Origin of the sequence: Qipengyuania oceanensis, assembly GCF_009827535.1 — a bacterium.
Taxonomy (GTDB): Bacteria; Pseudomonadota; Alphaproteobacteria; order Sphingomonadales; family Sphingomonadaceae; genus Qipengyuania_C; species Qipengyuania_C oceanensis.
Genome location: NZ_WTYN01000001.1, coordinates 555,873 through 578,357 on the forward strand (window position 1 = coordinate 555,873; position 22,485 = coordinate 578,357).

At 64.2% G+C, this 22,485-nt stretch carries 29 protein-coding genes and 1 tRNA gene; 9 read left to right on the plus strand and 21 right to left on the minus strand.

The window, feature by feature from the left end; all coding sequences use genetic code 11:
• Nucleotides 1–27 precede the first annotated feature (27 nt).
• Complete coding sequence (locus tag GRI48_RS02700) at nucleotides 28–1,581, plus strand: MDR family MFS transporter (protein ID WP_419956954.1); 1,554 nt, start codon at nucleotides 28–30, stop codon at nucleotides 1,579–1,581.
• Here the strand turns inward: GRI48_RS02700 and GRI48_RS02705 are convergent, their stop codons facing one another.
• From GRI48_RS02705 to trmD, 9 genes are all read right to left on the minus strand, one after another.
• Nucleotides 1,582–2,229: a 2-hydroxychromene-2-carboxylate isomerase gene (locus GRI48_RS02705; RefSeq protein ID WP_160671053.1), complete on the minus strand. Its 648-nt coding sequence runs from the start codon at nucleotides 2,227–2,229 to the stop codon at nucleotides 1,582–1,584. It abuts the gene before it with no gap.
• A gap of 19 nt (nucleotides 2,230–2,248) precedes the next feature.
• Nucleotides 2,249–2,845, minus strand: coding sequence for a hypothetical protein (locus tag GRI48_RS02710; RefSeq protein ID WP_160671056.1), 597 nt, complete (start codon nucleotides 2,843–2,845; stop codon nucleotides 2,249–2,251).
• A gap of 13 nt (nucleotides 2,846–2,858) precedes the next feature.
• The gene (locus tag GRI48_RS02715; protein WP_160671059.1) at nucleotides 2,859–3,884 is read right to left on the minus strand and encodes an aspartate-semialdehyde dehydrogenase; all 1,026 of its coding nucleotides are present in this window, start codon (nucleotides 3,882–3,884) and stop codon (nucleotides 2,859–2,861) included.
• Between the two features lie 97 nt (nucleotides 3,885–3,981).
• The gene (locus GRI48_RS14230; protein WP_237451701.1) at nucleotides 3,982–4,140 is read right to left on the minus strand and encodes a hypothetical protein; all 159 of its coding nucleotides are present in this window, start codon (nucleotides 4,138–4,140) and stop codon (nucleotides 3,982–3,984) included.
• Nucleotides 4,127–4,360, minus strand: a complete 234-nt coding sequence (locus tag GRI48_RS14235) for a hypothetical protein (protein ID WP_237451703.1) — start codon at nucleotides 4,358–4,360, stop codon at nucleotides 4,127–4,129. Before GRI48_RS14235 ends, GRI48_RS14230 begins: the two co-directional genes overlap by 14 nt.
• Before the next feature lie 6 nt (nucleotides 4,361–4,366).
• On the minus strand, nucleotides 4,367–4,591 hold the full coding sequence (locus tag GRI48_RS14240; RefSeq protein ID WP_237451705.1) for a hypothetical protein: 225 nt from the start codon (nucleotides 4,589–4,591) through the stop codon (nucleotides 4,367–4,369).
• Nucleotides 4,588–6,822 carry a S9 family peptidase gene (locus GRI48_RS02725; RefSeq protein WP_160671062.1) on the minus strand — a complete coding sequence of 745 codons (2,235 nt, stop codon included), beginning with the start codon at nucleotides 6,820–6,822 and terminating at the stop codon, nucleotides 4,588–4,590. Before GRI48_RS02725 ends, GRI48_RS14240 begins: the two co-directional genes overlap by 4 nt.
• 87 nt (nucleotides 6,823–6,909) lie before the next feature.
• Nucleotides 6,910–7,284 carry a 50S ribosomal protein L19 gene (gene rplS, locus GRI48_RS02730; protein WP_160671065.1) on the minus strand — a complete coding sequence of 125 codons (375 nt, stop codon included), beginning with the start codon at nucleotides 7,282–7,284 and terminating at the stop codon, nucleotides 6,910–6,912.
• Entirely contained in the window at nucleotides 7,281–8,030 is a 750-nt protein-coding gene (gene trmD, locus GRI48_RS02735) for a tRNA (guanosine(37)-N1)-methyltransferase TrmD (protein ID WP_160671068.1), read from the minus strand. Before trmD ends, rplS begins: the two co-directional genes overlap by 4 nt.
• Before the next feature lie 56 nt (nucleotides 8,031–8,086).
• Between trmD and GRI48_RS02740 the strand changes: the two genes are divergently transcribed.
• The gene (locus tag GRI48_RS02740) at nucleotides 8,087–8,995 is read left to right on the plus strand and encodes an NAD(P)/FAD-dependent oxidoreductase (protein ID WP_160671071.1); all 909 of its coding nucleotides are present in this window, start codon (nucleotides 8,087–8,089) and stop codon (nucleotides 8,993–8,995) included.
• A 23-nt stretch (nucleotides 8,996–9,018) separates the two neighbouring features.
• Here the strand turns inward: GRI48_RS02740 and GRI48_RS02745 are convergent, their stop codons facing one another.
• The 6 genes from GRI48_RS02745 to GRI48_RS02770 all read right to left on the minus strand — a co-directional run bounded on the left by GRI48_RS02745 (nucleotide 9,019) and on the right by GRI48_RS02770 (nucleotide 12,532).
• A complete protein-coding gene (locus GRI48_RS02745; protein ID WP_160671074.1) occupies nucleotides 9,019–9,306 on the minus strand; it encodes a hypothetical protein in 288 nt (95 codons plus the stop codon).
• Between the two features lie 70 nt (nucleotides 9,307–9,376).
• Nucleotides 9,377–9,868: a ribosome maturation factor RimM gene (gene rimM, locus GRI48_RS02750; RefSeq protein WP_160671077.1), complete on the minus strand. Its 492-nt coding sequence runs from the start codon at nucleotides 9,866–9,868 to the stop codon at nucleotides 9,377–9,379.
• Nucleotides 9,869–9,877: 9 nt separating this feature from the next.
• Nucleotides 9,878–10,387, minus strand: a complete 510-nt coding sequence (gene rpsP / locus GRI48_RS02755) for a 30S ribosomal protein S16 (protein WP_160671080.1) — start codon at nucleotides 10,385–10,387, stop codon at nucleotides 9,878–9,880.
• A 33-nt stretch (nucleotides 10,388–10,420) separates the two neighbouring features.
• Nucleotides 10,421–11,899, minus strand: coding sequence for a signal recognition particle protein (ffh, locus tag GRI48_RS02760; protein WP_160671083.1), 1,479 nt, complete (start codon nucleotides 11,897–11,899; stop codon nucleotides 10,421–10,423).
• Nucleotides 11,900–12,017: 118 nt separating this feature from the next.
• Nucleotides 12,018–12,093, minus strand: a tRNA-Ala gene (locus GRI48_RS02765).
• Between the two features lie 103 nt (nucleotides 12,094–12,196).
• Nucleotides 12,197–12,532, minus strand: a complete 336-nt coding sequence (locus GRI48_RS02770; protein WP_160671086.1) for an FYDLN acid domain-containing protein — start codon at nucleotides 12,530–12,532, stop codon at nucleotides 12,197–12,199.
• 222 nt (nucleotides 12,533–12,754) lie between these two features.
• Here GRI48_RS02770 and aroA point away from each other — a divergent pair, with 222 nt between their 5' ends.
• The 7 genes from aroA to GRI48_RS02805 all read left to right on the plus strand — a co-directional run bounded on the left by aroA (nucleotide 12,755) and on the right by GRI48_RS02805 (nucleotide 19,294).
• On the plus strand, nucleotides 12,755–14,044 hold the full coding sequence (gene aroA / locus GRI48_RS02775) for a 3-phosphoshikimate 1-carboxyvinyltransferase (protein ID WP_160671089.1): 1,290 nt from the start codon (nucleotides 12,755–12,757) through the stop codon (nucleotides 14,042–14,044).
• A complete protein-coding gene (locus GRI48_RS02780; RefSeq protein WP_160675284.1) occupies nucleotides 14,044–14,298 on the plus strand; it encodes a CBU_0592 family membrane protein in 255 nt (84 codons plus the stop codon). The genes aroA and GRI48_RS02780 overlap by 1 nt, the downstream gene beginning before the upstream one ends.
• Nucleotides 14,295–14,921, plus strand: a complete 627-nt coding sequence (locus GRI48_RS02785) for a (d)CMP kinase (RefSeq protein WP_160671092.1) — start codon at nucleotides 14,295–14,297, stop codon at nucleotides 14,919–14,921. The genes GRI48_RS02780 and GRI48_RS02785 overlap by 4 nt, the downstream gene beginning before the upstream one ends.
• On the plus strand, nucleotides 14,918–15,529 hold the full coding sequence (locus tag GRI48_RS02790) for a DUF2238 domain-containing protein (protein ID WP_337190758.1): 612 nt from the start codon (nucleotides 14,918–14,920) through the stop codon (nucleotides 15,527–15,529). The genes GRI48_RS02785 and GRI48_RS02790 overlap by 4 nt, the downstream gene beginning before the upstream one ends.
• A 207-nt stretch (nucleotides 15,530–15,736) precedes the next feature.
• Nucleotides 15,737–17,443, plus strand: coding sequence for a 30S ribosomal protein S1 (rpsA, locus tag GRI48_RS02795; protein ID WP_160671095.1), 1,707 nt, complete (start codon nucleotides 15,737–15,739; stop codon nucleotides 17,441–17,443).
• Between the two features lie 97 nt (nucleotides 17,444–17,540).
• Nucleotides 17,541–18,314 (plus strand): hydroxyacylglutathione hydrolase, encoded by a 774-nt coding sequence (gene gloB / locus GRI48_RS02800; protein ID WP_160671098.1) that lies wholly within the window; start codon nucleotides 17,541–17,543, stop codon nucleotides 18,312–18,314.
• Nucleotides 18,315–18,319: 5 nt separating this feature from the next.
• Nucleotides 18,320–19,294, plus strand: a complete 975-nt coding sequence (locus GRI48_RS02805) for an NADPH:quinone oxidoreductase family protein (protein WP_160671101.1) — start codon at nucleotides 18,320–18,322, stop codon at nucleotides 19,292–19,294.
• An 89-nt stretch (nucleotides 19,295–19,383) separates the two neighbouring features.
• Here the strand turns inward: GRI48_RS02805 and GRI48_RS02810 are convergent, their stop codons facing one another.
• The 6 genes from GRI48_RS02810 to GRI48_RS02835 all read right to left on the minus strand — a co-directional run bounded on the left by GRI48_RS02810 (nucleotide 19,384) and on the right by GRI48_RS02835 (nucleotide 22,484).
• A complete protein-coding gene (locus tag GRI48_RS02810) occupies nucleotides 19,384–19,929 on the minus strand; it encodes a F0F1 ATP synthase subunit B family protein (protein WP_160671104.1) in 546 nt (181 codons plus the stop codon).
• Nucleotides 19,930–19,938: 9 nt separating this feature from the next.
• On the minus strand, nucleotides 19,939–20,433 hold the full coding sequence (locus GRI48_RS02815) for a F0F1 ATP synthase subunit B family protein (RefSeq protein ID WP_160671107.1): 495 nt from the start codon (nucleotides 20,431–20,433) through the stop codon (nucleotides 19,939–19,941).
• Nucleotides 20,434–20,510: 77 nt separating this feature from the next.
• Nucleotides 20,511–20,735 (minus strand): F0F1 ATP synthase subunit C, encoded by a 225-nt coding sequence (locus tag GRI48_RS02820; protein WP_160671110.1) that lies wholly within the window; start codon nucleotides 20,733–20,735, stop codon nucleotides 20,511–20,513.
• Nucleotides 20,736–20,769: 34 nt separating this feature from the next.
• Nucleotides 20,770–21,519, minus strand: coding sequence for a F0F1 ATP synthase subunit A (locus GRI48_RS02825; RefSeq protein ID WP_237451707.1), 750 nt, complete (start codon nucleotides 21,517–21,519; stop codon nucleotides 20,770–20,772).
• Nucleotides 21,520–21,528: 9 nt separating this feature from the next.
• Entirely contained in the window at nucleotides 21,529–21,852 is a 324-nt protein-coding gene (locus tag GRI48_RS02830) for an AtpZ/AtpI family protein (RefSeq protein ID WP_160671113.1), read from the minus strand.
• Nucleotides 21,853–22,079: 227 nt separating this feature from the next.
• Entirely contained in the window at nucleotides 22,080–22,484 is a 405-nt protein-coding gene (locus GRI48_RS02835; RefSeq protein ID WP_160675293.1) for a YdbL family probable chaperone protein, read from the minus strand.
• Nucleotide 22,485: the final 1 nt, after the last annotated feature.

The window sequence follows — 22,485 nt, forward strand, 5'->3', positions numbered from 1 at the left end:
GGCTCCGGACGCGCAGCCACGGGGACTGTGGCGACGCACGCGGTGGCGGACGACGATGCTCCGCTGCTGCCGGTCGCCAACCACGCTCTCCTGATCGTGGGCATCATGGCAGCATCGCTGCTGGCTGTGCTCGACACCACGATCGCCAACGTTGCCATTCCGCATATGCAGAGCGCGCTCGGCGCGACGGCGGACACCGTTACCTGGGTCCTGACCAGTTACATCATCACCTCGGCAGTCGCGCTGCCGATGACCGGCTGGCTGGCCGAGCGGATCGGAGCGCGGCGGCTGTTCCTCTTCTCGGTGACCGGCTTCGTCGCCAGTTCGATGCTGTGCGGCCTCGCCCAGAACCTCGAACAAATGGTCGTCTTTCGCGCGCTGCAGGGCGTGGCAGGGGCATTCATCGCCCCGCTCAGCCAGAGCTTCATGCTCGACACGACGCGCCGCAGCCGCCACCCCCAGATGATGGCGATCTGGGGAATGGGCATCATGATCGGCCCGATCCTGGGCCCGGTGCTCGGCGGCTGGCTGACCGAGAACTGGAACTGGCGCTGGGTATTCTATGTCAACCTGCCGGTCGGCATCATCAGCATCGCCATCCTGTCCGCCAACCTTCCAAGGCGCGTCCAGCAGGCCCGCAAGTTCGACCTGACCGGCTTTGCCATGCTCGCGGTCGCGCTGTGTTCGTTCCAGCTCCTGCTCGATCGCGGACAGCAAGCCGACTGGTTCGATGCGGTCGAGATCTGGATTTATGCAGTGCTGTGCGCGTCGGCCGTGTGGATGACGATCGTCCACTTCGCGACTGCCCGCAATCCGTTGTTCGACAGGGCATTGTTCAAGGACCGCAATTTCGTCATCTCGCTCACCTTCATGCTGGTCATCGGCTCGGTGCTGTTCTCGGTCATGGCGCTGCTTCCGCCGATGCTGCAGGGGCTGTTCGGCTATGACGTGATCGATACGGGCCTCGTTCTGATGCCGCGCGGTGTCGGTGTCCTCATATCGATGCAGCTTGCCGGCTTCCTGATGCGGCGCGGGTTCGACGCGCGACCGGTGGTCGCAAGCGGTTTCATCATCTGCGGGCTGTCGCTCATGCAGATGAGCCACTGGTCGCTGGCGGTCGACAACTGGCATGTCGTCGCATCCGGGCTTCTGCAGGGGGTCGGCATCGGGCTCGTATTCATCCCGCTCAACGTGAGCGCATTCGCCACCCTGCCCCCGCAACTGCGGACCGACGGATCAAGCCTCCTCAACCTGATGCGCTCGCTCGGTGCCTCGGCGGGCATTTCGCTGATGACGGTGCTGCTGGCCCGCAACATCCAGACCAGCCACTCTGACCTGGCCGGGCATGTCACTGCGGGCGCGGTGAACTCGATCGATGTATCGACGGTGGACCGATTCCAGAACCTCGGCGACGTCGTGCTGCGGATCATCGACGGCGAAGTCACCCGGCAGGCGGCCATGATCGCCTATATCGACGACTTCCACCTGATGATGTGGATGAGCTTTGCGGCTGCGCCGCTCACGCTTCTCATGCGGCGCAACGCCGCTCCTGCCGGCAGGCCTGCGCCACCCGCGCACTGATCAGGGGGTACCGAGGCCCTTCTGTTCCATCCGCCAGATCGCCATCGCGATACGGTCCTGACCGAAGAAGGGTTCGCCATCGAGCACCAAGGTCGGTACGCCCCAGTGCCCTGCATCCTCCAGCGCCTGCTGGTTGGCGGCGATTTCCTCGTCGAGCGCTTCGGCCTGTTCCGCGACCTCGGCTTCGATCTCGGCGGGATCGAGCCCCGCGCGCTGCGCTGCACCGGCTAGGTGCTCACCCTGGTGCCAGTTCTCCTGCCCGCCCCAGATCAATTGCGCCGCCTCGTGCGCGAATGCGAGGCCCTTGCCCCTGCGCGCAGCGGCCTGGCCCATCCGCGTCACCCGCCGGATATAGGGCTGTTCGTCGGCAATCACCCTTGTCGCCGCATCCTGGACGATGGGATCGGGCCGCGGCGGGCCGAAGGGGATGCCCTCCATCTGCGCCACGCGGAACATGTCGCGAAAGGTGTAACCGAGCCAGTTGGGGTGATTGCGCTCGAAGAAGTCTGGCTGGCGGACCGCCAGCGGATAGACCGGCTTCAAGGCGATATCGACGTCGCGCTTTTCGGACAGCTCGCGATATCGACCGATCGCCAGATAGCTATAGGGCGAGCGAAAGCTGAAATAGAGGTCGGCAGTCAGCGTCATGCCGACCTTGTTGCGCCAATCAGCGGAAGAAGCAATTCATCCCGGCGTTGAGCGACAAAATCGTGCCGTCCCGATCGACAAAACCGCCGACGCGCTCGCCGCCGCCGAGCGGCTGATAGGAAAATTCGCCTTCCAGCGTGCTGCCGTCGGCCATCCGGCCTTCGTGATCGCGCGCGAGGTCGTCGAAGGTGGTGACGCCCGGCTGCACACCATCGACCGTCGCGACCTTGCCACCGCTCTGCAGGAACCAGCCCACGAGGGCTCCGTCCTGGAAATTCAGCTGGAGCGGGCCGTATTGGGCGAACTCCATCGGGCCCGCGCCACATTCCTCGTTCGAAGTGCGCTCTCTGGGTTCACCGAAAGCCTCTCGCGCGACGCGCTCGATCGACTCCTGCGGCGCTCCGAAGCTGACCTGCACGGTCTCGGTACCGCCCGCGACGCGGTAACTGAGCCCGTCGGGGAGCAACGCCATCGACGGTTTCGCGCCGATCTCACTGTGCATTTCGGTCGCGGCGCGATCTTCCGGGCTAGCGGCGGTTTCCTCGGCCTGGCGGCTGTCGGCCTGCTGGTTGCAGGCTGCAGGCAGCAGCAGGACGGCGAGAAGGAAGCGCTTCATTCTCGCCTAACGCTCAACCCTTCTTCAGGTGCCGTCGCCCGAGCAGTTCGGCAATCTGAACCGCGTTGAGCGCTGCACCCTTGCGCAGGTTGTCGGACACGCACCACAGGGTCAGGCCGTTGTCGACCGTCGGATCGTCACGCACGCGGCTCACGTAGGTCGCGCCGTCACCGGCTGCCTCGACCGGGGTGACGTATCCACCGTCCTCGCGCTTGTCGACGAGCATGATGCCGGGGGCTTCGCGCAGGATATCCTGCGCTTGCTCGGCCGAAAGCTCGTTCTCGAACTCGATGTTGACCGCTTCGGAATGGCCGACGAAAACCGGCACGCGCACGCATGTCGCGTTGAGCTTGATCTTAGGGTCGAGGATCTTCTTCGTCTCGACCACCATCTTCCATTCTTCCTTGGTCGAACCGTCATCCATGAAGACGTCGATGTGCGGAATGACGTTGAAGGCGATCTGCTTGGTGAACTTGTTCGCCTCGACACTGTCGCCGACGAAGATCCCGCGGCTCTGTTCGAACAGCTCGTCCATGCCCGCCTTGCCCGCGCCGGAAACCGACTGGTAGGTCGAGACGACGACGCGCTTGATGGTCGCGGCATCGTGCAGCGGCTTGAGGGCAACGACCAGCTGCGCGGTCGAGCAGTTCGGATTGGCGATGATGTTGCGCTTGGAATAGCCGTCGATCGCGTCGGGATTCACTTCCGGCACGATCAACGGAACGTCGGGATCCATGCGGTAAAGCGAGCTGTTGTCGATCACCACGCAGCCCGCCGCGGCGGCCTTGGGCGCATATTCCTTCGCCGGGCCGCTACCGGCCGCGAACAGGGCGATGTCCCAGCCGCTGAAATCGAAATGCTCGATGTTCCTGCACTTGAGCATCTTCCCGGTGTCGCCGAATTCGACTTCCGTGCCATGCGATCGCGACGATGCGACAGCCGCGACCTCGTCGCAGGGAAACTCGCGCTCGGCGAGAATGGCCATCATCTCGCGGCCCACGTTGCCCGTCGCGCCGACGATCGCTACCCGGTAACCCATCTCAACTCACTCCGATCTCACTGCTGCTCGTGCAGGCGCGCGGCGATAGCCTAGTCGTGCTGCAGCGCAAAACACTTCCGCTAGGGCGATGCCTAGTTCAGATAAGGCCGCTGAGGTGAGCTGCAAGCACCAGCAGCGCCGCAAAGCTCAGCACCGTGCCTGGCAGGGTGATCCAACGCGAACCGACATCGCGGCGCAGCGCAAGGGCATTGAGTGTGCCGAACGCCATCAGGAAAACCAGGCTAGCCCCGCTCACGAGCCCGTCGAGCCCGCCGAGAAGCGCCAGCGCCAGGGCAAGCGCGGACAGCACGAGAACCGACCAGTACGGAGATCAACGCGGCGCTGCCGATCGCCAGCGGCATGACTTTCGTGAGCGTGGCCTTGCGATCCTCCATCTCGTCGTAATCGTAGGCGAGAAGCTCGAACCCCTCGTACGCCATGAAGACGCTCGCGGCGCCGATCACGATACCGATCAAGCCGGGTTACGAGGCGATTTCGAGCTTCCCCGCATCGAAGCCGGAAAGCCCGAGAACGGCCAGGGCGGCAAGGATCGCGAGTTTGACGACCACGATACCGATCTCGACCCCGGCGCTGGAGATGACCACCCCGAGCGTCGAGAATATCCCGCCGCCGACCATTCCTCCGACAGCTATGGCCCAGACCGCCCATGGCCCGAGCTTGCCCGACGTATCGCCGACGCCGCTCATTCGGGCGGCGTTACGCCATGCCGCTCCAGGAAGTTCATGATCGTGTACCACAGGTGCGGGCTGATCTTCGGCCCACCGACGCCATGCGTCTGCCCGGGATAAAGCATCATCTCGAACGGCACGTTCGCGCCCTGCATCGTCGCGATCAGTTCCGACGAGTTCTCGAATACGACATTGTCGTCGGCCATCCCGTGGATCAGCAGCAGCGGATCGGTGATCTTCACCGAATCCTCGATCACCGCGCCGACCTTGTAGGCTTCCGGCTCATCCTGCGGCGTGCCCATGTAGCGTTCGGTATAGGCCGTGTCGTAGAGTTCCCACTTGGTCACCGGCGCACCCGAGATGCCGGCGGCATAGAGTCCCGGATCGGCTTCCAGCATCGCCAGCGTCATGTAGCCGCCATAGGACCAGCCATATGTCGCGATCTTCGCCGGATCGACGAAGGGCAGCGTCTTGAGGTACTCGGCCCCGACCTTCTGGTCTTCCACCTCGACCGTGCCCATCGCGCGATAGATCGGCTTTTCGAAGGCAACGCCGCGGTTGTAGCTGCCGCGGTTGTCGATCGTGAAATGGATGTAACCGGCATCGACGATCGCCTGCTCGAGCGCCCCGCCCCACCCCTTGGTGACGACCTGCACGTGCGGCCCGCCGTAGTGCTGGAAGAACACCGGGTATTTCTTGCCCGGCTCCATCTTGGGCTTGAGCATCCGCCAGTACATCACCTGGCCGTCGGCAGCTTTCAGCGTGCCGTATTCCGGCGTAACGTGGCTCGCGACATAAGGCGCGTAGGGATGCCCGGCATCGAGGGTGTTTTCCTCGATCCAGGTGATCCGCTTGCCGTCGGTATCGGCGATGAAGCTCTGGGTTGGCTGGCTGGTCGAATTGCGCGAGACGAGCAGTGTCTGTGCCTTGCCGTCCATTGCCACCGAGTTGACGTAGGCCGGATCGGTCAGCCGGACGATCTCGGATGGGTTCGCCAGCGACAGGCGATAGGCCTGCGTCGCCAGAACGTCGTCCTTGTTGGCAGTGAAATAGACGAGGCCCTTGTCCTGGTCGACGCCGTCGAGGTCGGTGACGACCCAGTTGCCCTTGGTCAGCTGGGTCCACTTGCCGTCGGCGAAGCGGTAGAGGTGGCCGAAACCGTCACGCTCGCTGCGCCACAGGATCGAGCCGTCCTTCATGATCTTGTAGCTGTCGGTCAGGTTGATCCAGTGATCGTCCGCCGCGCGCTCGGTAAACAGGATCTGGCTCTTGCCCGTCGCCGGATCGACCGTGAGCATGTCGAGCCTGGATTGCGCCCGGTCGAGCCGCTGGACGTACATCGTCTTGCCGTCGGCCGACCAGTCGACCCGCGCGAGATAGAATTCCTCCTCGCCCAGCGGGACTTCGACACGGTTCTTGCCGTCCGGGTCCATCACGAACAACCGAACCTCGGCATTGGGCGTACCGGTGGCGGGATAGCGCTGGTCGAACACCTTGGTCCCGGTCGCCCCGATCGAGGCGCGGGTGACGATGCCGACCGGCGCCTCGTCGGTGCGCTGCACGGCGATCCGCCGTTCGTCCGGCGACCACCAGAAGCCGGTCATCCGGTCGAGCTCTTCCTGGACGACGAATTCGGCCTCGCCCCACAGAACGGTCTCGTCTTCCTGCGGCGTGATCGGCTGCGGTTCCTCGCCGACTTTGCCGACGTAGAGCTGCCGATCGCGCACGAAACTTATGTGTTCGCCCTTGGGGCTGAGCGTGGGATTAAGTTCGCCTTCTTCGGTCTCGGTCAGGCGGGTGACCGTGCCGTCGAGCCCGGCCAGATAGAGGTCACCATCGAGCGGCACTAGCAGCGCATCGCCGGTGTCCGACCACTGGTAGGTGACGATACCCTTGAGCGTGCCAATGCGCGCGCGCTCGCGCTGCATCTTCTCCGCTTCGGACAGTTCCGCCCCGCTGCCGACCTTCTCGCTGTCGACGAGCATCCGCCAGTCGCCGGTCTGCCGGTCGAAGGCCCACAGGTCGTAACGATCCTTGTCGTCTTCCCGGTTCCGCAGAACGGTCAGGTAACGCCCGTCGGGCGAGAGCTTGACCGCGCGCGGGCTCGAACCGTTGAGGCTCGGGCTGCCGAAGACCTTCTCGAACGTCAGCTGCCGGCCTTGTTCGGTCTGCGTTCCGCTCATCGCGTGGTGATCCGCAAGGGCAGGAGCGGAGAGGCAGAGTGCGGTGGCAGCAAGAAGTGTGCGCATAACAAGGCTTTCGAATCCCGGAAAAGAAAAGGGCGCCCCGACATGCCGCCGGGACGCCCTTTCGTCAAACAGTTGCCTGTGTAACTATTACGCCTTGGGCGCGTTCTCGCGACGTTCGGCGATACGCGCGCGCTTGCCGGTGCGGCCGCGCAGGTAATAGAGCTTCGCACGGCGCACGATACCGCGACGCACGACGGTGATGCTGTCGACGATCGGCGAGTACAGCGGGAACACGCGTTCCACGCCTTCACCGAACGAGAGCTTGCGCACCGTGAAATTGCTGTTGATCGAGCGGTTCGACCGCGCGATGCACACGCCTTCGAAGTTCTGTACACGCTCGCGCGTGCCTTCGATGACCTTCACGCCCACGCGAACGGTGTCGCCCGGACGAAAATCGGGGATCTCTTTCCCCTCTGCGAGTTGCTCGATGGCTTCCGCTTCGAGCTGCTGAATCAGGTTCATGTGCCCTGGTCCTTCTGTTCATGCCGCGCGCCAGAGGCAGGCTGGTCCCGAACGTCCCTGTGACGCTCCCAAAGGTCCGGCCTGCGTAACCGAGTATCGTCCTCGCTGCGTTGCTTGCGCCACGCCGCGATCTTCGCATGATCCCCCGATCGCAGCACTTCGGGGATCGTGCGCCCTTCCCATTCCTGAGGTCGGGTGTAATGCGGATATTCGAGCAGACCTTCCTCGAAGGATTCCTCGGCTCCGCTATCCGGCGCGCCCATTACCCCCGGCAACAGGCGAATGCAAGCATCGAGTATGGCGAGCGCGGCAGGCTCTCCGCCAGACAGGACGATGTCGGCAAGGCTGACCTGCTCGATCTGCGGATAGGCCTCGAAGATACGCTCGTCGAAGCCCTCGAACCGGCCGCAAAGGATGGTAACTCCGCCGCCTGATGCGATCTGGCGGATGCGGGCTTGCGTTATCGGCCGCCCGCGCGGTGTCATCGCCAGTACGGGTGCGTCCGGACGGCTTCCGATGGCATGGTCCAGCGCCCGGGAGAGAACGTCGGGCTTCAGCACCATGCCCGCCCCGCCGCCGGCTGGCGTATCGTCGACCGTACGGTGCTTGTCCGTCGCAAAGTCGCGGAGCTGCACCGCCTCGCAAGACCATTTTCCCTGCTCGAGCGCCCGCCCGGCCAGGCTCACGCCCAGCGGCCCGGGAAACATCTCGGGATAAAGCGTCAGGATGGTGGCGGCGAAGGTCATCGCGCGCCGGTTAGCCGAGCGGGGACCGCAAAGCCATCCCGCGCGTTGGCGCATCCATGGAAGATTGCATCATCATCGGCGGCGGACCTGCGGGACTGACGGCCGCCATCTATCTCGCGCGCTATCATCTCGACGTCCGCCTGTTCGACTGCGGGACGAGCCGCGCGGCGCTGATCCCCTGCACTCACAACCACGCGGGATATCCCGACGGGATCGAGGGCACGGAGCTGCTGGCACGTATGCACGAGCAGGCGGCGAAATACGGCTGCAAGCGGGAGAACAAGCGCGTCGAGCATCTCGCCGTGGCGGGGGATCACTTCGCAGTCGGCACAGACGAGGGAACGTTCAACGCTCGCTCGGTCCTGCTGGCGACCGGGGTCTTCAACCGCCATCCGCCGGGGATGAGCGACGAACTGCACGACGAAGCGCTGTCACGCGGCCTGCTGCGCTATTGCCCGGTGTGCGACGGTTACGAAGTGACGGACAAGCGTGTCGGCGTGATCGGCACGTCGGACCATGGAACGGCGGAAACGATTTTCCTGCGTGGCTTCACCCGCGACCTGACGCTGATCTCGCCCGACGGCGATCACGACCTGTCGACGGATTGTTCGAGCGAGCTCGACCAGGCAGGCGTGCGCCGCGTGGCCGGCCCTTGCGGGAAATACGAAATTCGCGGCGACAAGCTCGGGGTCGATACTGCCGACGGCTGGCTCGAATTCGACAGCGTCTACCCCGCGCTCGGCAGCGATGTGCGTTCCGGGCTGGCGGTGATGGCCGGCGCGAAAACCACCGGCGACGGCTGCATCGTGGTCGACGACCACCAGGAGACTAGCGTGCCGAGGCTGTTCGCAGCCGGGGACGTCGTCATCGGGCTGGACCAGATCAGTCATGCCATGGGAGCTGCGGGCGTAGCCGCGACAACCATTCGCAACACCCTAGCAGAAGAACGACCGATAAGACGCTGATTTCAGGACGGAATATCCGGCCATTAGTTCTGAGAGATCGACCCTCGCGGCTTCACGTAGCGCGTCGATCCGATTGCCGCCGCCACACCGGCCAGAGCCGCCCCGCCGAGCACCAGCAGGTCGGTTCCCGTAGCGACCACGCTGTCGCGCGGGCCGATATGGGCGGCGAGCGTCACCACGACCGGGCCAAACCCGGAAAGCGCATGGCGCAAGCGTTTCGAGACATGAGGCGAAAACCTGAGAACCGCCAGATTGACTGCTGCTGCCGCTGCGGTGCAGGTCGCCAGGACAAGTGCAGGATTATCGATCATCATTTTCCCCGTTTAGCTTTTCACTACCGGAGGAGTGTATTGCACGTACAATACACTTGATCAAGCCGGGCTAGTCGTTCTCGACAAAATCCGTGTTGACGACGAGGCGCTCGGCATCCCACGAAGGAACCGCCTGTTCGGTCAGCGGGACCATGAACTTTTGGCCATCGGCCTTTTCGATTTCTACGATGTCGGTCGCACCGAAGTTTTCGACCGCGTGCACCGTACCCACCGGGTCGCCCGCATCGGTGATCACCGCCAGGCCGAGGAGATCGGAGAAGTAGAACTCGCCTTCGGCCAGGCCGGGCAAGGCATCGCGCGGGGCCTCGATCAACGTGCCGCGCAGTTTTTCCGCCGCCGTGCGATCGGAAACCTCGTCGAAACGGGCGATCGCCCCACCCTTGTTGTCGGAGCGCAGCTTTTTCAGCGTGAGCGCGCCGCCGTTCAGGCTCTTGATCGAGGCGAGCGTGTCGACGCCTTCGCCGAAGAGCTTAAGGCGGACTTCGCCCGCCACGCCATGCGCGCCGACGACGGCTGCGAGCGTGACGGGCTTGTCCTGCATCGAAACGGCTTACTCGGCCTTTTCGGCGCCTTCGGCCGGTGCTTCTTCAGCAGCGGCTTCTTCGGCGGTTTCCGTAGCTTCGGCAGCAACGCCTTCATCGGAAGCTGCTTCCTCGGTTGCGGTTTCTTCCGCGGCCGGAGCGTTGGCTTCTTCCTCGGCTGCCTTGGCGGCTTCCTCAGCTTCGGCTGCCTTGGCAGCCTTTTCTTCGGCACGTTCCTTGGCCTTCTCGCCAGGCTCGGCCTTGTTCGGGTTGTTGCGGGCTGCACGCTCGCGGATGCCGGCGGCATCGAGGAAGCGGGCGACACGGTCCGACGGCTGCGCGCCGACGCCCAGCCAGTAGCGGGCCCGGTCTTCGTTCAGCTTCACGCGGCCTTCGTCGTCCTTGGGCAGGAGCGGATTGTAGACACCGATCTGCTCGAGATACTTGCCGTCACGCGCCTTGCGGCTGTCGGCCGCGACGATGCGATAATACGGACGCTTCTTCGCGCCACCGCGCGAAAGCCGGAGAGAGATTGCCATTGTGTGTTACCTTTCGAAATTAAACGTTTGAAATTACTTGTTCTTGAGAAGTTTCTGAAGATCCGGAGGAAGCGTCGACGGATCGACACCCGGACCGTTGGCACCGCCGCTTCCGAGACCGGGCAAGCCGCCACCCATGCCCCCCATCCCGGGCATCCCGCCGCCGAGACCGCCCGATCCGAACAGGGCGCCGAGCCCCTTGAGCCCGCCCATCTTGCGGATCTGCTTCATCGCGCGGCCCATTTCCTGGTGCATCTTGAGCAGCTTGTTGACCGTTTGGACATCCGTCCCCGAACCTGCCGCCACGCGCTTCTTGCGCTTGGCGTTCATCAGTTCGGGCCGGGCTCGTTCCTTGGCGGTCATCGAGCCGATGATCGCATCCATGTGAAGCAGCACCTTGTCGTCCATGTTGCTGGCCGCGAGCGCCTGCTTCGCCTTCTTCATGCCCGGCAGCATGCCTGCAAGCATGCCAAGCCCGCCCATGGACTGCATCTGGCGCAGTTGCATGCGCAGGTCGTTGAGGTCGAACTGCCCCTTCGCCATGCGCTTGGCGAGAAGTTCCGCCTCTTCTTCCTTGATGGACGCAGTTGCCCGTTCGACCAGGCCGACCACGTCGCCCATGCCGAGAATGCGATCGGCCACGCGGCTCGGCACGAAAGCCTCGAGCGCGTCGAGCTTTTCGCCCGTGCCCGCAAACTTGATCGGCTTGCCGGTGACGAACCGCATCGAGAGCGCCGCACCGCCACGCGCATCGCCATCCATGCGGGTCAGCACCACGCCGGTCAGCGGCATCTCGTCGTTGAACGATTTGGCGACGTTGACCGCGTCCTGTCCAGCCAGCGAATCGACGACCAGCAGCACCTCGGTCGGGGTGGAGACCTGGCTGATCGCCTTCATCTCGCCCATCAACGCCTCGTCGACGTGAAGGCGACCGGCGGTATCGAGCAGCAGCACGTCGACCGCCTGTAGCTTCGCGCTTTCCATCGCCCGCCTGGCGATGTCGACGGGTTGCTGGCCCGACACGATCGGCAGCGTCGCGATCCCGACCTGCTCGCCGAGCACCTTGAGCTGTTCCTGCGCCGCCGGACGATTGACGTCGAGCGAGGCCATCATGACCTTCTTGCCGTGCTTTTCGCGCACGAACTTGCCGAGCTTGGCGGTGGTGGTGGTCTTGCCCGATCCCTGCAGGCCGACCATCATCACGACGACCGGGGGCCTGGCATCGAGGTTGAGACCTTCCTGCCCTTCCCCGCCGAGCATCTCGATCAGCTCGTCGTTGACGATCTTTACGACCTGCTGGCCCGGCGTGACCGACCGCAGGACGTCCTGTCCGATCGCCTTCTCGGTTACCGCGTCGACGAAACGGCGCACCACCGGCAAGGCGACGTCGGCTTCGAGCAGTGCCACGCGCACTTCGCGCATCGCGTCGCGCACGTCCTGTTCGTTGAGCGCGCCACGCCCGCGCAGCTTGTCGAAGACTCCGCCGAGCCGGTCTGAAAGACTGTCGAACATGGGTCTTCAACTCCTCTTACGGCCCGCCAGGGCCAGTAAACGCGAAAAACGCCGGCGGACGAAACCTCGTCAGCCAGCGTTGCGAATTTCTCAAGGAAATCCGACTTTTGTCTGCGAATGGTGGAGCCTAGCGGGATCGAACCGCTGACCTCTACAATGCCATTGTAGCGCTCTCCCAGCTGAGCTAAGGCCCCGTACCATTCGTGCCCGGCATGCCCTGGGAGGCCTGCCGTCCTGCCGCACCGAAGCGCGGGATGCGCCCTTTATAAAGGGGCACCCCGCAATGCAACAGCTAAATCAATTGTCGTCGTCTTCGTCGTCGCCCTTGCCCTTGGCAACGCCGAGATCGTCGTCGCCGCCGAGATCGACGTCGTTGTCCGGGGAATCGTCATCCTCGTCGATGTCCAGATCTTCCAGATCGTCGTCATCGCCGCCGAGATCGGAATCGGGCTCCTTGCCTTCCTTCTTCTTCTCGTCCTCGAAGGGGATCGGCTGCTTGGACTTGAGCACCGGCTCGGGCGACCATTCCTCACCGCATTCGATGCAGGTGACCGGATCGTCCTTGCCGAGATCGTAGAAACGCGTGCCGCATTTCGGGCACGAACGCTTTGTGCCCCATTCTGGCTTGACCATTATATTTCCTCAAAAGCTTCCCGCTGGCATCACGAAGCCTGCGGGACGTCAGATTCTCTCATACTTGATGGGTGCCGACGGGTCGGGAATCAAGAGCGGGCGCGCCTTGCCATAGGGCAATCGCACTGTCAAAAGCCGCGCGCACTTTCTCGCCTCCCACCGAAAGACCGGCGCTTGCCCACCCACACGCCCGACTCCCCGCATTCCACGACCTTCCGTCCCATGGGGCCGCTCACGGGGCGAATCCGCGTGCCCGGCGACAAGTCGATCAGCCACCGCTCGATCATGTTTGGCGCGCTGGCCGTAGGCGAAACGCGGGTGACCGGCCTGCTCGAGGGCGAAGACGTGATGGCGACGGCCGCAGCGATGCGCGCGATGGGCGCCTCGATCGAGCGGTCGGGCGACGAATGGCGCATCTGCGGCGTGGGTGTCGGCGGCCTGCTCCAGCCGCAAGCCGCGCTCGACATGGGCAATTCGGGCACGTCCACGCGGCTGCTCATGGGCCTCGTCGCGACCCATGCGATCACCGCGACCTTCACCGGCGACGCCAGCCTGTCGAAGCGCCCGATGGGCCGGGTGATCGATCCGCTCTCGCTGATGGGCGCGAGCTTCGAAGCCTCGCCCGGCGGCACGCTGCCGCTGATGGTGCGCGGCGCGACCACCGCCGTGCCGATCGAATACCGCCTGCCGGTCGCGAGCGCACAGGTGAAAAGCGCGGTGCTGCTGGCAGGGCTCAACACGCCCGGCATTACCCGCGTCATTGAGCCGATCGCCACGCGCGATCATTCGGAGCGGATGCTGCGCGGTTTCGGAGCGGAACTGGAAATCGAGGAAGTCGACGGCGAACGGATTATCTTCATCCGCGGCGAGGCGGACTTGCAGCCGCAGGTCATCGAGGTCCCGGGCGATCCGTCGTCCGCGGCGTTCTTCATCGTCGCCGCTCTCGTGACCGAGGGAAGCGACCTCGTGATCGAGAATGTCGGCCTCAACCCGACGCGCGCAGGACTGGTCGAAGTGCTGCGCCAGATGGGCGGCAGGATCGAGGAATTCGACCGGCGCGAGATCGGCGGCGAGCCGGTGGCAGACCTGCGCGTCACGTACAGCAGATTGACCGGTATCGATGTCGATCCCGCAATTGCGCCCAGCATGATCGACGAATTTCCCGTGCTGTTCGTAGCGGCCGCGCTGGCCGACGGGACGACCACGACCAGCGGGCTCGAGGAGTTGCGCGTCAAGGAAAGCGACCGGCTCGATGTCATGGCCTCGGCTCTGCGTGCTGCAGGAGCCGACCTCGACGAAGAAGAGGACGGGCTGGTCATCCGCGGCACGGGCGGAGTTCCCCTGCGCGGAACCGCCAATGCCCGGGTGAAGACGCATCTCGACCACCGCATCGCGATGAGCATGGCGATCGCCGGCCTCGCCAGCCGCGACGGCGTGCTGATCGACGACACTGCGCCGATCCGCACCAGTTTCCCGAATTTCGAGGCTTTGCTGGCGGAGGCCACGTCGTGATGGATCTCGACTGGGCCACGCTGGTCGGCTTCGTCGGCATGGCCTGCATCATCGGCGCCTATGCCTATCTGACATGGCAGGACGAGCCGAACCCCTTCGTGCTCCACATCACCAATCTCGTAGGTGCCGCGCTGCTGACCGTATCGCTCCTGGTGCACATGAACCTGCCGAGCCTCGTGCTCGAGGGGTTCTGGGCCGCCATTGCTATCTGGGGTCTGGCCAAGGCGATGCGCTCTCGAAGGAATGTCCGATGATCATTGCCGTCGACGGACCCACCGCCAGTGGCAAGGGCACGATCGCCAAGGCGCTCGCCGCGCATTACGGGCTGCCTCACCTCGACACGGGCCTGCTCTATCGCGCGGTCGGACGACAAGTCTTCCTTGATGGCGGCGATCCGGACGATGCTTCGGACGCCCTTGCCGCGACCAGCTTCCCCGACAGCCTGCTCGGCGATCCGCGTCTGCGCAGCGAGGATATCGGCGGCCTCGCCAGCCGCGTTTCGGTGCATGCCGTGGTGCGCCAGGCCCTGTTCGATCGCCAGCGCGCCTTTGCCACGCAGACCGGTGGCGCGGTGCTCGACGGGCGCGATATCGGGACCGTGATCGCACCGGAAGCGGATGCCAAGCTGTTCGTCACGGCCAGTGTGGAAGCGCGCGCCGAGCGTCGCTGGAAGGAAATGCAGGAGCGCGGCGAACCGCACACGCTCGAAGTGATCGTCGATGACCTGCGACGGCGCGACGAACGCGACCGCAACCGGGCCGAGGCTCCGCTGGTCGCCGCCCCCGACGCCTTCGTGCTCGATACGTCCGACCTCGGCCGCGACGAAGCGATCGCGGCTGCCATCGACGCCGTCGAAGATGCGCTGAAGAGCCAGTGACCTACCGGGCGAAGCTCTGGTCGGTCACCGCGGTCTGGATCGTCGCCCTCGCCCTCTCCGGTTGGCAACCATACGACAGGGCGACGTGGTGGATGGAAGTCGCGCCGGTGCTGATGGCCCTGCCGGTCTTGTGGCTCAGCGCTCGCCGCTTCCCTCTGACCACGCTGTCTCTCGTCCTGATCGCGCTGCATGGGCTCGTCCTAATCCTCGGCGGGGCTTATACCTATGCACGGGTGCCGATCGGCTTCGCGGTGCAGGACTGGCTGGACCTTGCCCGCAATCCCTACGACCGGTTCGGCCATTTCTTCCAGGGTTTCACTCCGGCCATCGTCTTGAGGGAAATGCTGATCCGTCTGGGCGGCATCGGGCGCGGATGGCTGCTTGCGACACTCGTGCTTGCCTGTTGCCTCGCGGTCAGCGCCAGTTACGAGCTGATCGAATTCGGAGCGGCCATGGCGCTTGGCCAGGGCGCGGACGAGTTTCTCGGTACGCAGGGCGATCCGTGGGATACCCAGTGGGACATGCTGATGTGCCTGATCGGGGCGGCGAGCGCCTTGCTGGTGCTGACTCCCACGCATGATCGCCAGGTTGCAGCCATCCGGGCTTAGCGCTTTTTCTTGCTTTCGGCCCCGCTTTCGCCTAGGCGCGCGGCCGTTCACGCACATCCCTGGATGCACGGAACCTTTGCGGCACGCATTCGGCACCGCGAAGACGTCGGCCTCTTGCCCCGTACGGCCCGCAATGGTGCGGGCAGACGGTGAAAGACCCCGGGTAAACCGGTGGCCGGTAGCAAAACGATCGAAGGACCTACCCCTATGGCAACTTCTGCCAACCCGACGCGCGACGATTTCGAAGCGCTTCTCAACGAACAGCTCGGCGGCGCCGACGAAGACGGTTTCGAAGGCCGCGTCGTCAAGGGCACCGTGACCGCTGTCGAAAACGGCTATGCCGTCATCGACGTGGGCCTCAAGAGCGAAGGCCGCGTCGACCTCAAGGAATTCATGCGCGGCGAAGACGAGCACGGCCTGTCGGTCGGCTCCGAAGTCGAAGTCTATGTCGACCGCGTCGAGAACGCCGACGGCGAAGCGATGCTATCGCGCGACCGCGCACGTCGCGAAGCCGCGTGGGACAAGCTTGAAAGCGAGTTCGGCGAAGGCAAGCGCGTCGATGGCCGCATCTTCGGCCGCGTCAAGGGCGGCTTCACCGTCGATCTCGACGGCGCGGTGGCCTTTCTCCCCGGCAGCCAGGTCGACATCCGCCCCGTGCGCGACGTCACCCCGCTGATGGACCAGCCGCAGCCGTTCCAGATCCTCAAGATGGATCGCCGTCGCGGCAACATCGTCGTCTCGCGCCGTGCGGTTCTGGAAGAAACCCGCGCCGAACAGCGCAGCGAGCTGATCAACGACCTGGCCGAAGGCCAGGTGATCGACGGCGTCGTGAAGAACATCACCGATTACGGTGCCTTCGTCGACCTCGGCGGTATCGACGGCCTGCTCCATGTCACCGACATGAGCTACAAGCGCGTCAACCACCCGAGCGAAATGATCGAGATCGGCGCGACCGTGACCGTCCAGATCATCCGCATCAACGAGGAAACCCAGCGCATCAGCCTCGGCATGAAGCAGCTGGAATCGGATCCGTGGGATGGCGTTTCCGCCAAGTATCCGATCGGCATGAAGCTGACCGGCACGGTCACGAACATCACCGAATACGGTGCCTTCGTCGAAATTGAGCCGGGCATCGAAGGCCTGGTCCACGTCAGCGAAATGAGCTGGACCAAGAAGAACGTCCACCCGGGCAAGATCGTCTCGACCTCGCAGGAAGTCGAAGTCATGGTCCTCGAAGTCGATAGCGAGAAGCGCCGCATTTCGCTCGGCCTCAAGCAGGCCCAGCGCAATCCGTGGGAAGAGTTCGCCGAGAAGCACCCGGTCGGCACCGAGGTCGAAGGCGAAGTCAAGAACGCTACCGAGTTCGGCCTGTTCATCGGTCTCGACGGCGACGTCGACGGCATGGTTCACATGTCCGACATCGCCTGGGGCATCTCGGGCGAGGACGCACTGGCGCTCCACCGCAAGGGCGAGCAGGTCAAGGCGATCGTGCTCGACGTCGACACCGACAAGGAGCGCATCAGCCTCGGCATGAAGCAGCTCGAAAAGGGTGCACCTTCGGCAGATGGCGCCGATGCCAGCACGCTGCGCAAGAACCAGACCGTCACCGTTACCGTGCTCGAAGTGCGTGACGGCGGCCTCGAGGTTCAGGTCGGCGAAGACGGCGCAACCGGCTTCATCAAGCGTTCGGACCTCGGTCGCGACCGCGACGAGCAGCGTTCGGATCGCTTCCAGCCCGGCGCCAAGGTCGATGCGATGGTCACCGGTTTCGACCGTTCGAAGAAGCCGACCTTCTCGATCAAGGCGCGTCAGATCGCCGAAGAGAAGGAAGCGGTTGCCCAGTTCGGTTCGTCCGACTCGGGTGCCTCGCTCGGCGACATCCTCGGCGAAGCGCTGAAGAAGAAGGAAGACTAAGCTCTTCCAGCCTTTTCGAAGGTCATCAGGACAGGCCCGCCGCTCACCTCGAGCGGTGGGCCTTTCTTATTGGCGCGCCGAGAGTTAGGTTGCGCCCATGACTGCTCAAGACACCTGGCTCGAAGTCCACCAGTTCCCCTGCCTGTCCGACAATTACGGGTTCCTCCTCCACGATCCCGACAGCGGAGAGACGGCGGCGATCGATACGCCGGACGGCGCGGAGTACCTGCGCCAGGCCGAGGCGAAAGGCTGGCGGATCACGCAGATCTGGAACACGCACTGGCATCCCGATCATGCCGGTGGAAACAAGGAAATCGTCGAAGCGCATGGCGCGACGATCGTCGCCCCGCGGGAAGTCGAGAAACTGTCGAACATCGACACGGTCGTCGGCAACGGCGACACGGTCACGCTCGGCGCGTGGGAAGCCAGGGTGATCGACGTATCTGGCCATACCAACGGCCACGTGGCGTATTACCTGCCAGAGGCTGCCATGGCCTTCGTCGGAGACAGCGTATTCGCGCTGGGTTGCGGGCGCATGTTCGAAGGCGAGCCGCAGCAGTTCTGGGACAGCCTCGACCGCATCCGCCAGTTGCCGCCCGAAACGACACTCTATTGCGCGCATGAATACACGCAGGCCAATGCGAAGTTCGCTCTCCATGCAGATCCGGACAACGTCGAATTGCAGCTCTACGCGAAAGAGATCGAAGCCAAGCGCGCGAAGGACGAGCCGACCGTGCCGACGCAACTGGCGCGTGAGCTTAAAACCAATCCATTCCTGCGCGCCGACCACAATGCGATGCGAAACCGGTGGGGCGGGACCAATCCGGCAGAAACCTTCGCCGCCTTGCGCGCTGCAAAGGACAGTTTCTGAGCACGATGCGCGCCTTGCGAGTCGAGAGCCTGTCGGACGACCTTTCCGGCGTGATTCTCGCCCAACTGCCCGTTCCCGAACGCAGGCCGGGCGAAGTGCTGGTCCGCATGCGCGCTGCCTCGCTCAACTTTCCCGACCTGCTGATGACGCAGGGCAAATACCAGTTCAAACCTGAAGTGCCCTTCACCAGCGGGCTGGAGATGGCCGGCGAAGTCGTCGAAGCCGATGCCGACAGCGGTTTCGCCGTTGGTGATTCGGTCATGGGCGGCGCGAAGACCGGCGGTTTTGCCGAGTACATCGCCCTACCCGCCTCTGTACTGAAGCCGGTCCCCGGTGCCTTCGACTTCCGCCAGGCCGCCAGCTTCGGCGCTGCCTATCACACGGCCTATGTCGCGCTCGTCGAGATCGGCAAGGTCGAAGCAGGGCAAGCCGTGCTGATCCATGGCGCGAGCGGGGGTGTGGGCCTTGCCGCCTGCAACCTGGCCAAGGCACTGGGCGCCCGGGTTTTCGCGACCAGCGGCGTCGAGAGTAAGCTGGCGCGGATCGAAGCCGCGGTCGCGCCGGACGCGGTGTTTCTGGCCGCAGGCAGATTTCGCGAAGACGTCCAGCGCGTGACCGACGGGACACTGTGCGACATCGTGTTCGATCCGGTCGGCGGCCACGTGTTCGACGAGAGCACTCGCTGCGTTGCATTCGGTGGCCAGCTACAGGTGATCGGCTTCACCAGCGGACGGATTGCCGAGATTGCGACCAACATTCCGCTTATCAAGGGATTTTCGGTCGTCGGAGTCCGCGCCGGCGAATACGCTCGGCGATTCCCGGAGCGCGGCGAAGCCGTCTCCGCTGCTATCCGCGAGTTGGCCGAACAGCGCAAGATCGCGCCGGTGATCGATCGGGTGCTGCCGCTGGACGAATGGCGCGAAGGCTTCGATGCGATGGCCGGACGCGACCTGGTCGGCAAGGTCGTCCTCGAGCCGTGAAGCCAGCCTCCGGGTAAAGGAAGGATACCAGGCACAAAAAAAGGCGGCCCCGCGGGACCGCCTCTTTTTCATGCGAAGTCGGTTCGGCCTCAGATAGCGGCGATCGTCTCGTCGACCAGCTTGCGATCCTCGGTCTCGCCATGCTTTTCGGCAATCAGCGAGCGCGCCGCAGCCGTTGCAGCGCCAGAGGCACTGGCGCGCAGTTCGTCGGTCGCAGTGCGCTCTGCAGCAGCGATCTTGTCTTCGGCCATGCGCTTGCGCCGCTCGATCAGCGCCGCGGTCGAAGCCTCGGCATCGGCCAGGATGTGCTCAGCCTCCACCTTCGCATTGGCGAGCATCGCCTCGGCTTCGCGGGCGCTTTCGGCCTGCTGCCGCTTGGCGTCTGCGAGAAGGGCTTCGGCTTCGGCACGAATGTTCTTTGCCTCGTCGAGCGAAGCGCGCGTGTCGGCGATCCGCTGGTCGAGCCCGTCGGTAATCTTGCGATGCGCCTTGAACACGAAAAACGCGAGCAGGAAGAAAATCGAGATACTGACATAGACCCAGCCGGCCGCATCCAGCCCGAGCAGTTCGGGACCGTGATGGCCGGCTTCTTCCATGTGTTGTTCAGTTTCTACGATGCTGGGGAGCGCGAGCATGATCCGATCCTAGTTCCTAGCGGCCATCGCCGCATCGACCTTCGCATAAGCGGCATCGATGCCCGGTTCCTGGCCGGTCAGCTTGGCGACGATCGCCTGGGCGCTTTCCGCAGCGACCTGGCGCAGGGATTCGCCCGATTCCGCCTTGGCGGCAGCGATGCGCGCCTCGGCCTCGGCAACCTTCTTGTCCAGCCGGCCGTCGGCAGCCTTGAGCCGCTTCTCGCCCGCCAGTGCCGCGTCTTCCTTCGCCGCCGTGATCGCGGCGCGTGCCGCTTCCCGATTGGCAGCGAGCTGTGCGCGGTAGGATTCTCCGAGTTCGTCGGCGCTGTCCTTTGCCGCACGGGCCTGCGCCAGATCACCCTCGATCGTGTTTTCGCGTTCGGTCATGACCTTGCCGAGACGCGGCAAGGTCGTCTTTATCACCCCGAAATACAGGATGATGAAGAACAGCCCCAGCCAGAACAGCTGGGGAATGAACACATTCTCGAAGTCGAATTGAGGCATGGTGCCGCTCTTGTCCGAACCGGGTCAACACTAGCGACCGGCCGGAGCGCGAACGCCCCGGCCCGGCCGCGCAAGTCTTAGCTGAAGGCGAGCGCCAGCGCGACAACGGCCGCGATGAGGCCGAGAGCCTCGGTCACGGCGAAGCCGAAGATCAGGCGGCCGCCCATCTTGGCATCCGCTTCGGGATTGCGAAGCGCGCCGTTGAGGTACTGACCGAAGATGGCACCCACACCGATCGCGGCAAGACCCGCACCGATCGCGGCGAGGCCCGCACCAATTACCCGTGCTGATTCAGCGTCCATGATAAAACCTTTCGATTGAAATTTGCGTAGTGGATTAGTGAAGATTGACCGCGTCGTTGAGATACAGCGACGCGAGCAGAGCGAAAACGTAAGCCTGGACGACCGCGATCAGCAGTTCCAGCGCGGTCAGCGCGACATTGACGGCCAGCGGCAGGATACCGAACACGTAGGGCAGCGCCTGGAAGCTTCCGAGCGTGATGACGAATGTACCGAAGACCTTCAGCAGCACGTGACCGGCGGTCATGTTGGCGAACAGTCGGATGGCCAGGGTGAACGGGCGCGAGAGGAAGCTCAGCACCTCGATCACAAATACGAACAGGCCGAGGAAGATGTTGGCATCCTTTGGCCAGAAGAGGCTGAAGAAATGCAGGCCGTGGCGCGCGAAGCCGACGATGCAGACCACGATGAAGACGAGAAAGGCGAGGCCGAGCGTCACGGAAATGTGACTGGTGGGCGTGAATGCGCCGACCCAGGGTAACATGCCGAGCAGGTTGCAGATCAGCACGAAGATGAAGATCGAGAATATCAGCGGCGCATAGCGGCGCCCTTCCGGACCGACGTTCTCGTCGAGCATCCCGCGCACGAAATCGTACACGTACTCGACCGCGGCCTGCCAGCGGCCCGGAACGAGCTGCGGACGCGCCGTGCCGACGAACATGAAGACGGCGATGACGCCGAGCGCGATCGCCATCCACAGCGAGCTGTTGGTGAACGACAGGTCGTACCCGCCCGCTTCCAGCGGCTGCATGGTGACGACTTCGAACTGTTGCATTGGGCCGGCCATGGCTGCGGCTTATCCTTCGTTCTTCGGATCGTTGGAGGGGTCGCTGTCGAACTGCGCGCTGGTCTTCATCGCGCGGCGCACGCCGGCGGCAAATCCGAGCACCAAGAAAACGATCATGCCCCAGGGAGCGGTGCCGAGGCCCGACCAGTTGTCGATCGCCCAGCCGATGAAGCCGGACACCAGGATCGCACCGACGAATTCGATGCCCACGGCCCAGCCCTTCGTCTCCGCATTGCCTTCCGCGCGGGTCGCACCACGATCGTGCTTGTCCCGTGCTTCGGAAATGCGACGATCGAGATCGTCGGAGCCATTGTTTCCGTTGCTGTTCGCCAAAGCGTCTCGCCTCGAAGTGTCGACCGATCTTCCGGCCCGGTTTGGCTAGGCAAATCGGCCGGTCAGATATGCAAAACCGGCCTCCTCGCCAGAGGGAGAAGGCCGTTGGGCCGCGCCTTAGGTTGGGGTCGTTTGCGAGTCAACCGCGCGTGCGGCATTGCAGCATGAAAAAAGCGGGCCGCTCCACAGGTGAAGCGGCCCGCATCGACTTTATCCGGATGCCTTGTTTAGGCGGGACAACGGCTGTCGCGCTGCGGCGGCGCGGTGGTCCGCGTCTGCCAGCTCCCGTCGGGCGCCTGGTATTTCTCGCCCGGAGACGTGCGCGCGATCGCGATGCAACCGGCGGTCAGCGCATATTCCTCCAGCGTCGCATTCGCCGCCTGAGCCTTCTCGGCGTAGACCGCGCGGCGCTTGATATTGATGTCGTTGACGAGCCGCTGAAGTTCCGCAGTCGCGGGGCCGACGATGCCGAGATAGCCATCCATCTTTTCCCCGACCTTGCCGGACGAGCGTGCCGCGTCGTAGGCCGGATCGCGCTGCGCGAAAGCGGGCGCCGCAACGCCGCCGAGTGCGGTCGCGGCGAGCGTGGCGGCAATCGCGCCCTTCGCCCATCGTTTGGTCACAAAGTTCATC

Bases quoted from the DNA above. Each gene is read 5' to 3' on its own strand.
- GRI48_RS02705 (WP_160671053.1), bottom strand. From the start codon at position 2,229: ATGACGCTGACTGCCGACCTCTATTTCAGCTTTCGCTCGCCCTATAGC.
- GRI48_RS02710 (WP_160671056.1), bottom strand. From the start codon at position 2,845: ATGAAGCGCTTCCTTCTCGCCGTCCTGCTGCTGCCTGCAGCCTGCAAC.
- GRI48_RS02715 (WP_160671059.1), bottom strand. From the start codon at position 3,884: ATGGGTTACCGGGTAGCGATCGTCGGCGCGACGGGCAACGTGGGCCGC.
- GRI48_RS14240 (WP_237451705.1), bottom strand. From the start codon at position 4,591: ATGAGCGGCGTCGGCGATACGTCGGGCAAGCTCGGGCCATGGGCGGTC.
- GRI48_RS02725 (WP_160671062.1), bottom strand. From the start codon at position 6,822: ATGCGCACACTTCTTGCTGCCACCGCACTCTGCCTCTCCGCTCCTGCC.
- rplS (WP_160671065.1), bottom strand. From the start codon at position 7,284: ATGAACCTGATTCAGCAGCTCGAAGCGGAAGCCATCGAGCAACTCGCA.
- trmD (WP_160671068.1), bottom strand. From the start codon at position 8,030: ATGACCTTCGCCGCCACCATCCTGACGCTTTATCCCGAGATGTTTCCC.
- GRI48_RS02740 (WP_160671071.1), top strand. From the start codon at position 8,087: ATGGAAGATTGCATCATCATCGGCGGCGGACCTGCGGGACTGACGGCC.
- GRI48_RS02745 (WP_160671074.1), bottom strand. From the start codon at position 9,306: ATGATCGATAATCCTGCACTTGTCCTGGCGACCTGCACCGCAGCGGCA.
- rimM (WP_160671077.1), bottom strand. From the start codon at position 9,868: ATGCAGGACAAGCCCGTCACGCTCGCAGCCGTCGTCGGCGCGCATGGC.
- rpsP (WP_160671080.1), bottom strand. From the start codon at position 10,387: ATGGCAATCTCTCTCCGGCTTTCGCGCGGTGGCGCGAAGAAGCGTCCG.
- ffh (WP_160671083.1), bottom strand. From the start codon at position 11,899: ATGTTCGACAGTCTTTCAGACCGGCTCGGCGGAGTCTTCGACAAGCTG.
- GRI48_RS02770 (WP_160671086.1), bottom strand. From the start codon at position 12,532: ATGGTCAAGCCAGAATGGGGCACAAAGCGTTCGTGCCCGAAATGCGGC.
- aroA (WP_160671089.1), top strand. From the start codon at position 12,755: ATGGGGCCGCTCACGGGGCGAATCCGCGTGCCCGGCGACAAGTCGATC.
- GRI48_RS02780 (WP_160675284.1), top strand. From the start codon at position 14,044: ATGGATCTCGACTGGGCCACGCTGGTCGGCTTCGTCGGCATGGCCTGC.
- GRI48_RS02785 (WP_160671092.1), top strand. From the start codon at position 14,295: ATGATCATTGCCGTCGACGGACCCACCGCCAGTGGCAAGGGCACGATC.
- rpsA (WP_160671095.1), top strand. From the start codon at position 15,737: ATGGCAACTTCTGCCAACCCGACGCGCGACGATTTCGAAGCGCTTCTC.
- gloB (WP_160671098.1), top strand. From the start codon at position 17,541: ATGACTGCTCAAGACACCTGGCTCGAAGTCCACCAGTTCCCCTGCCTG.
- GRI48_RS02805 (WP_160671101.1), top strand. From the start codon at position 18,320: ATGCGCGCCTTGCGAGTCGAGAGCCTGTCGGACGACCTTTCCGGCGTG.
- GRI48_RS02810 (WP_160671104.1), bottom strand. From the start codon at position 19,929: ATGCTCGCGCTCCCCAGCATCGTAGAAACTGAACAACACATGGAAGAA.
- GRI48_RS02815 (WP_160671107.1), bottom strand. From the start codon at position 20,433: ATGCCTCAATTCGACTTCGAGAATGTGTTCATTCCCCAGCTGTTCTGG.
- GRI48_RS02820 (WP_160671110.1), bottom strand. From the start codon at position 20,735: ATGGACGCTGAATCAGCACGGGTAATTGGTGCGGGCCTCGCCGCGATC.
- GRI48_RS02825 (WP_237451707.1), bottom strand. From the start codon at position 21,519: ATGGCCGGCCCAATGCAACAGTTCGAAGTCGTCACCATGCAGCCGCTG.
- GRI48_RS02835 (WP_160675293.1), bottom strand. From the start codon at position 22,484: ATGAACTTTGTGACCAAACGATGGGCGAAGGGCGCGATTGCCGCCACG.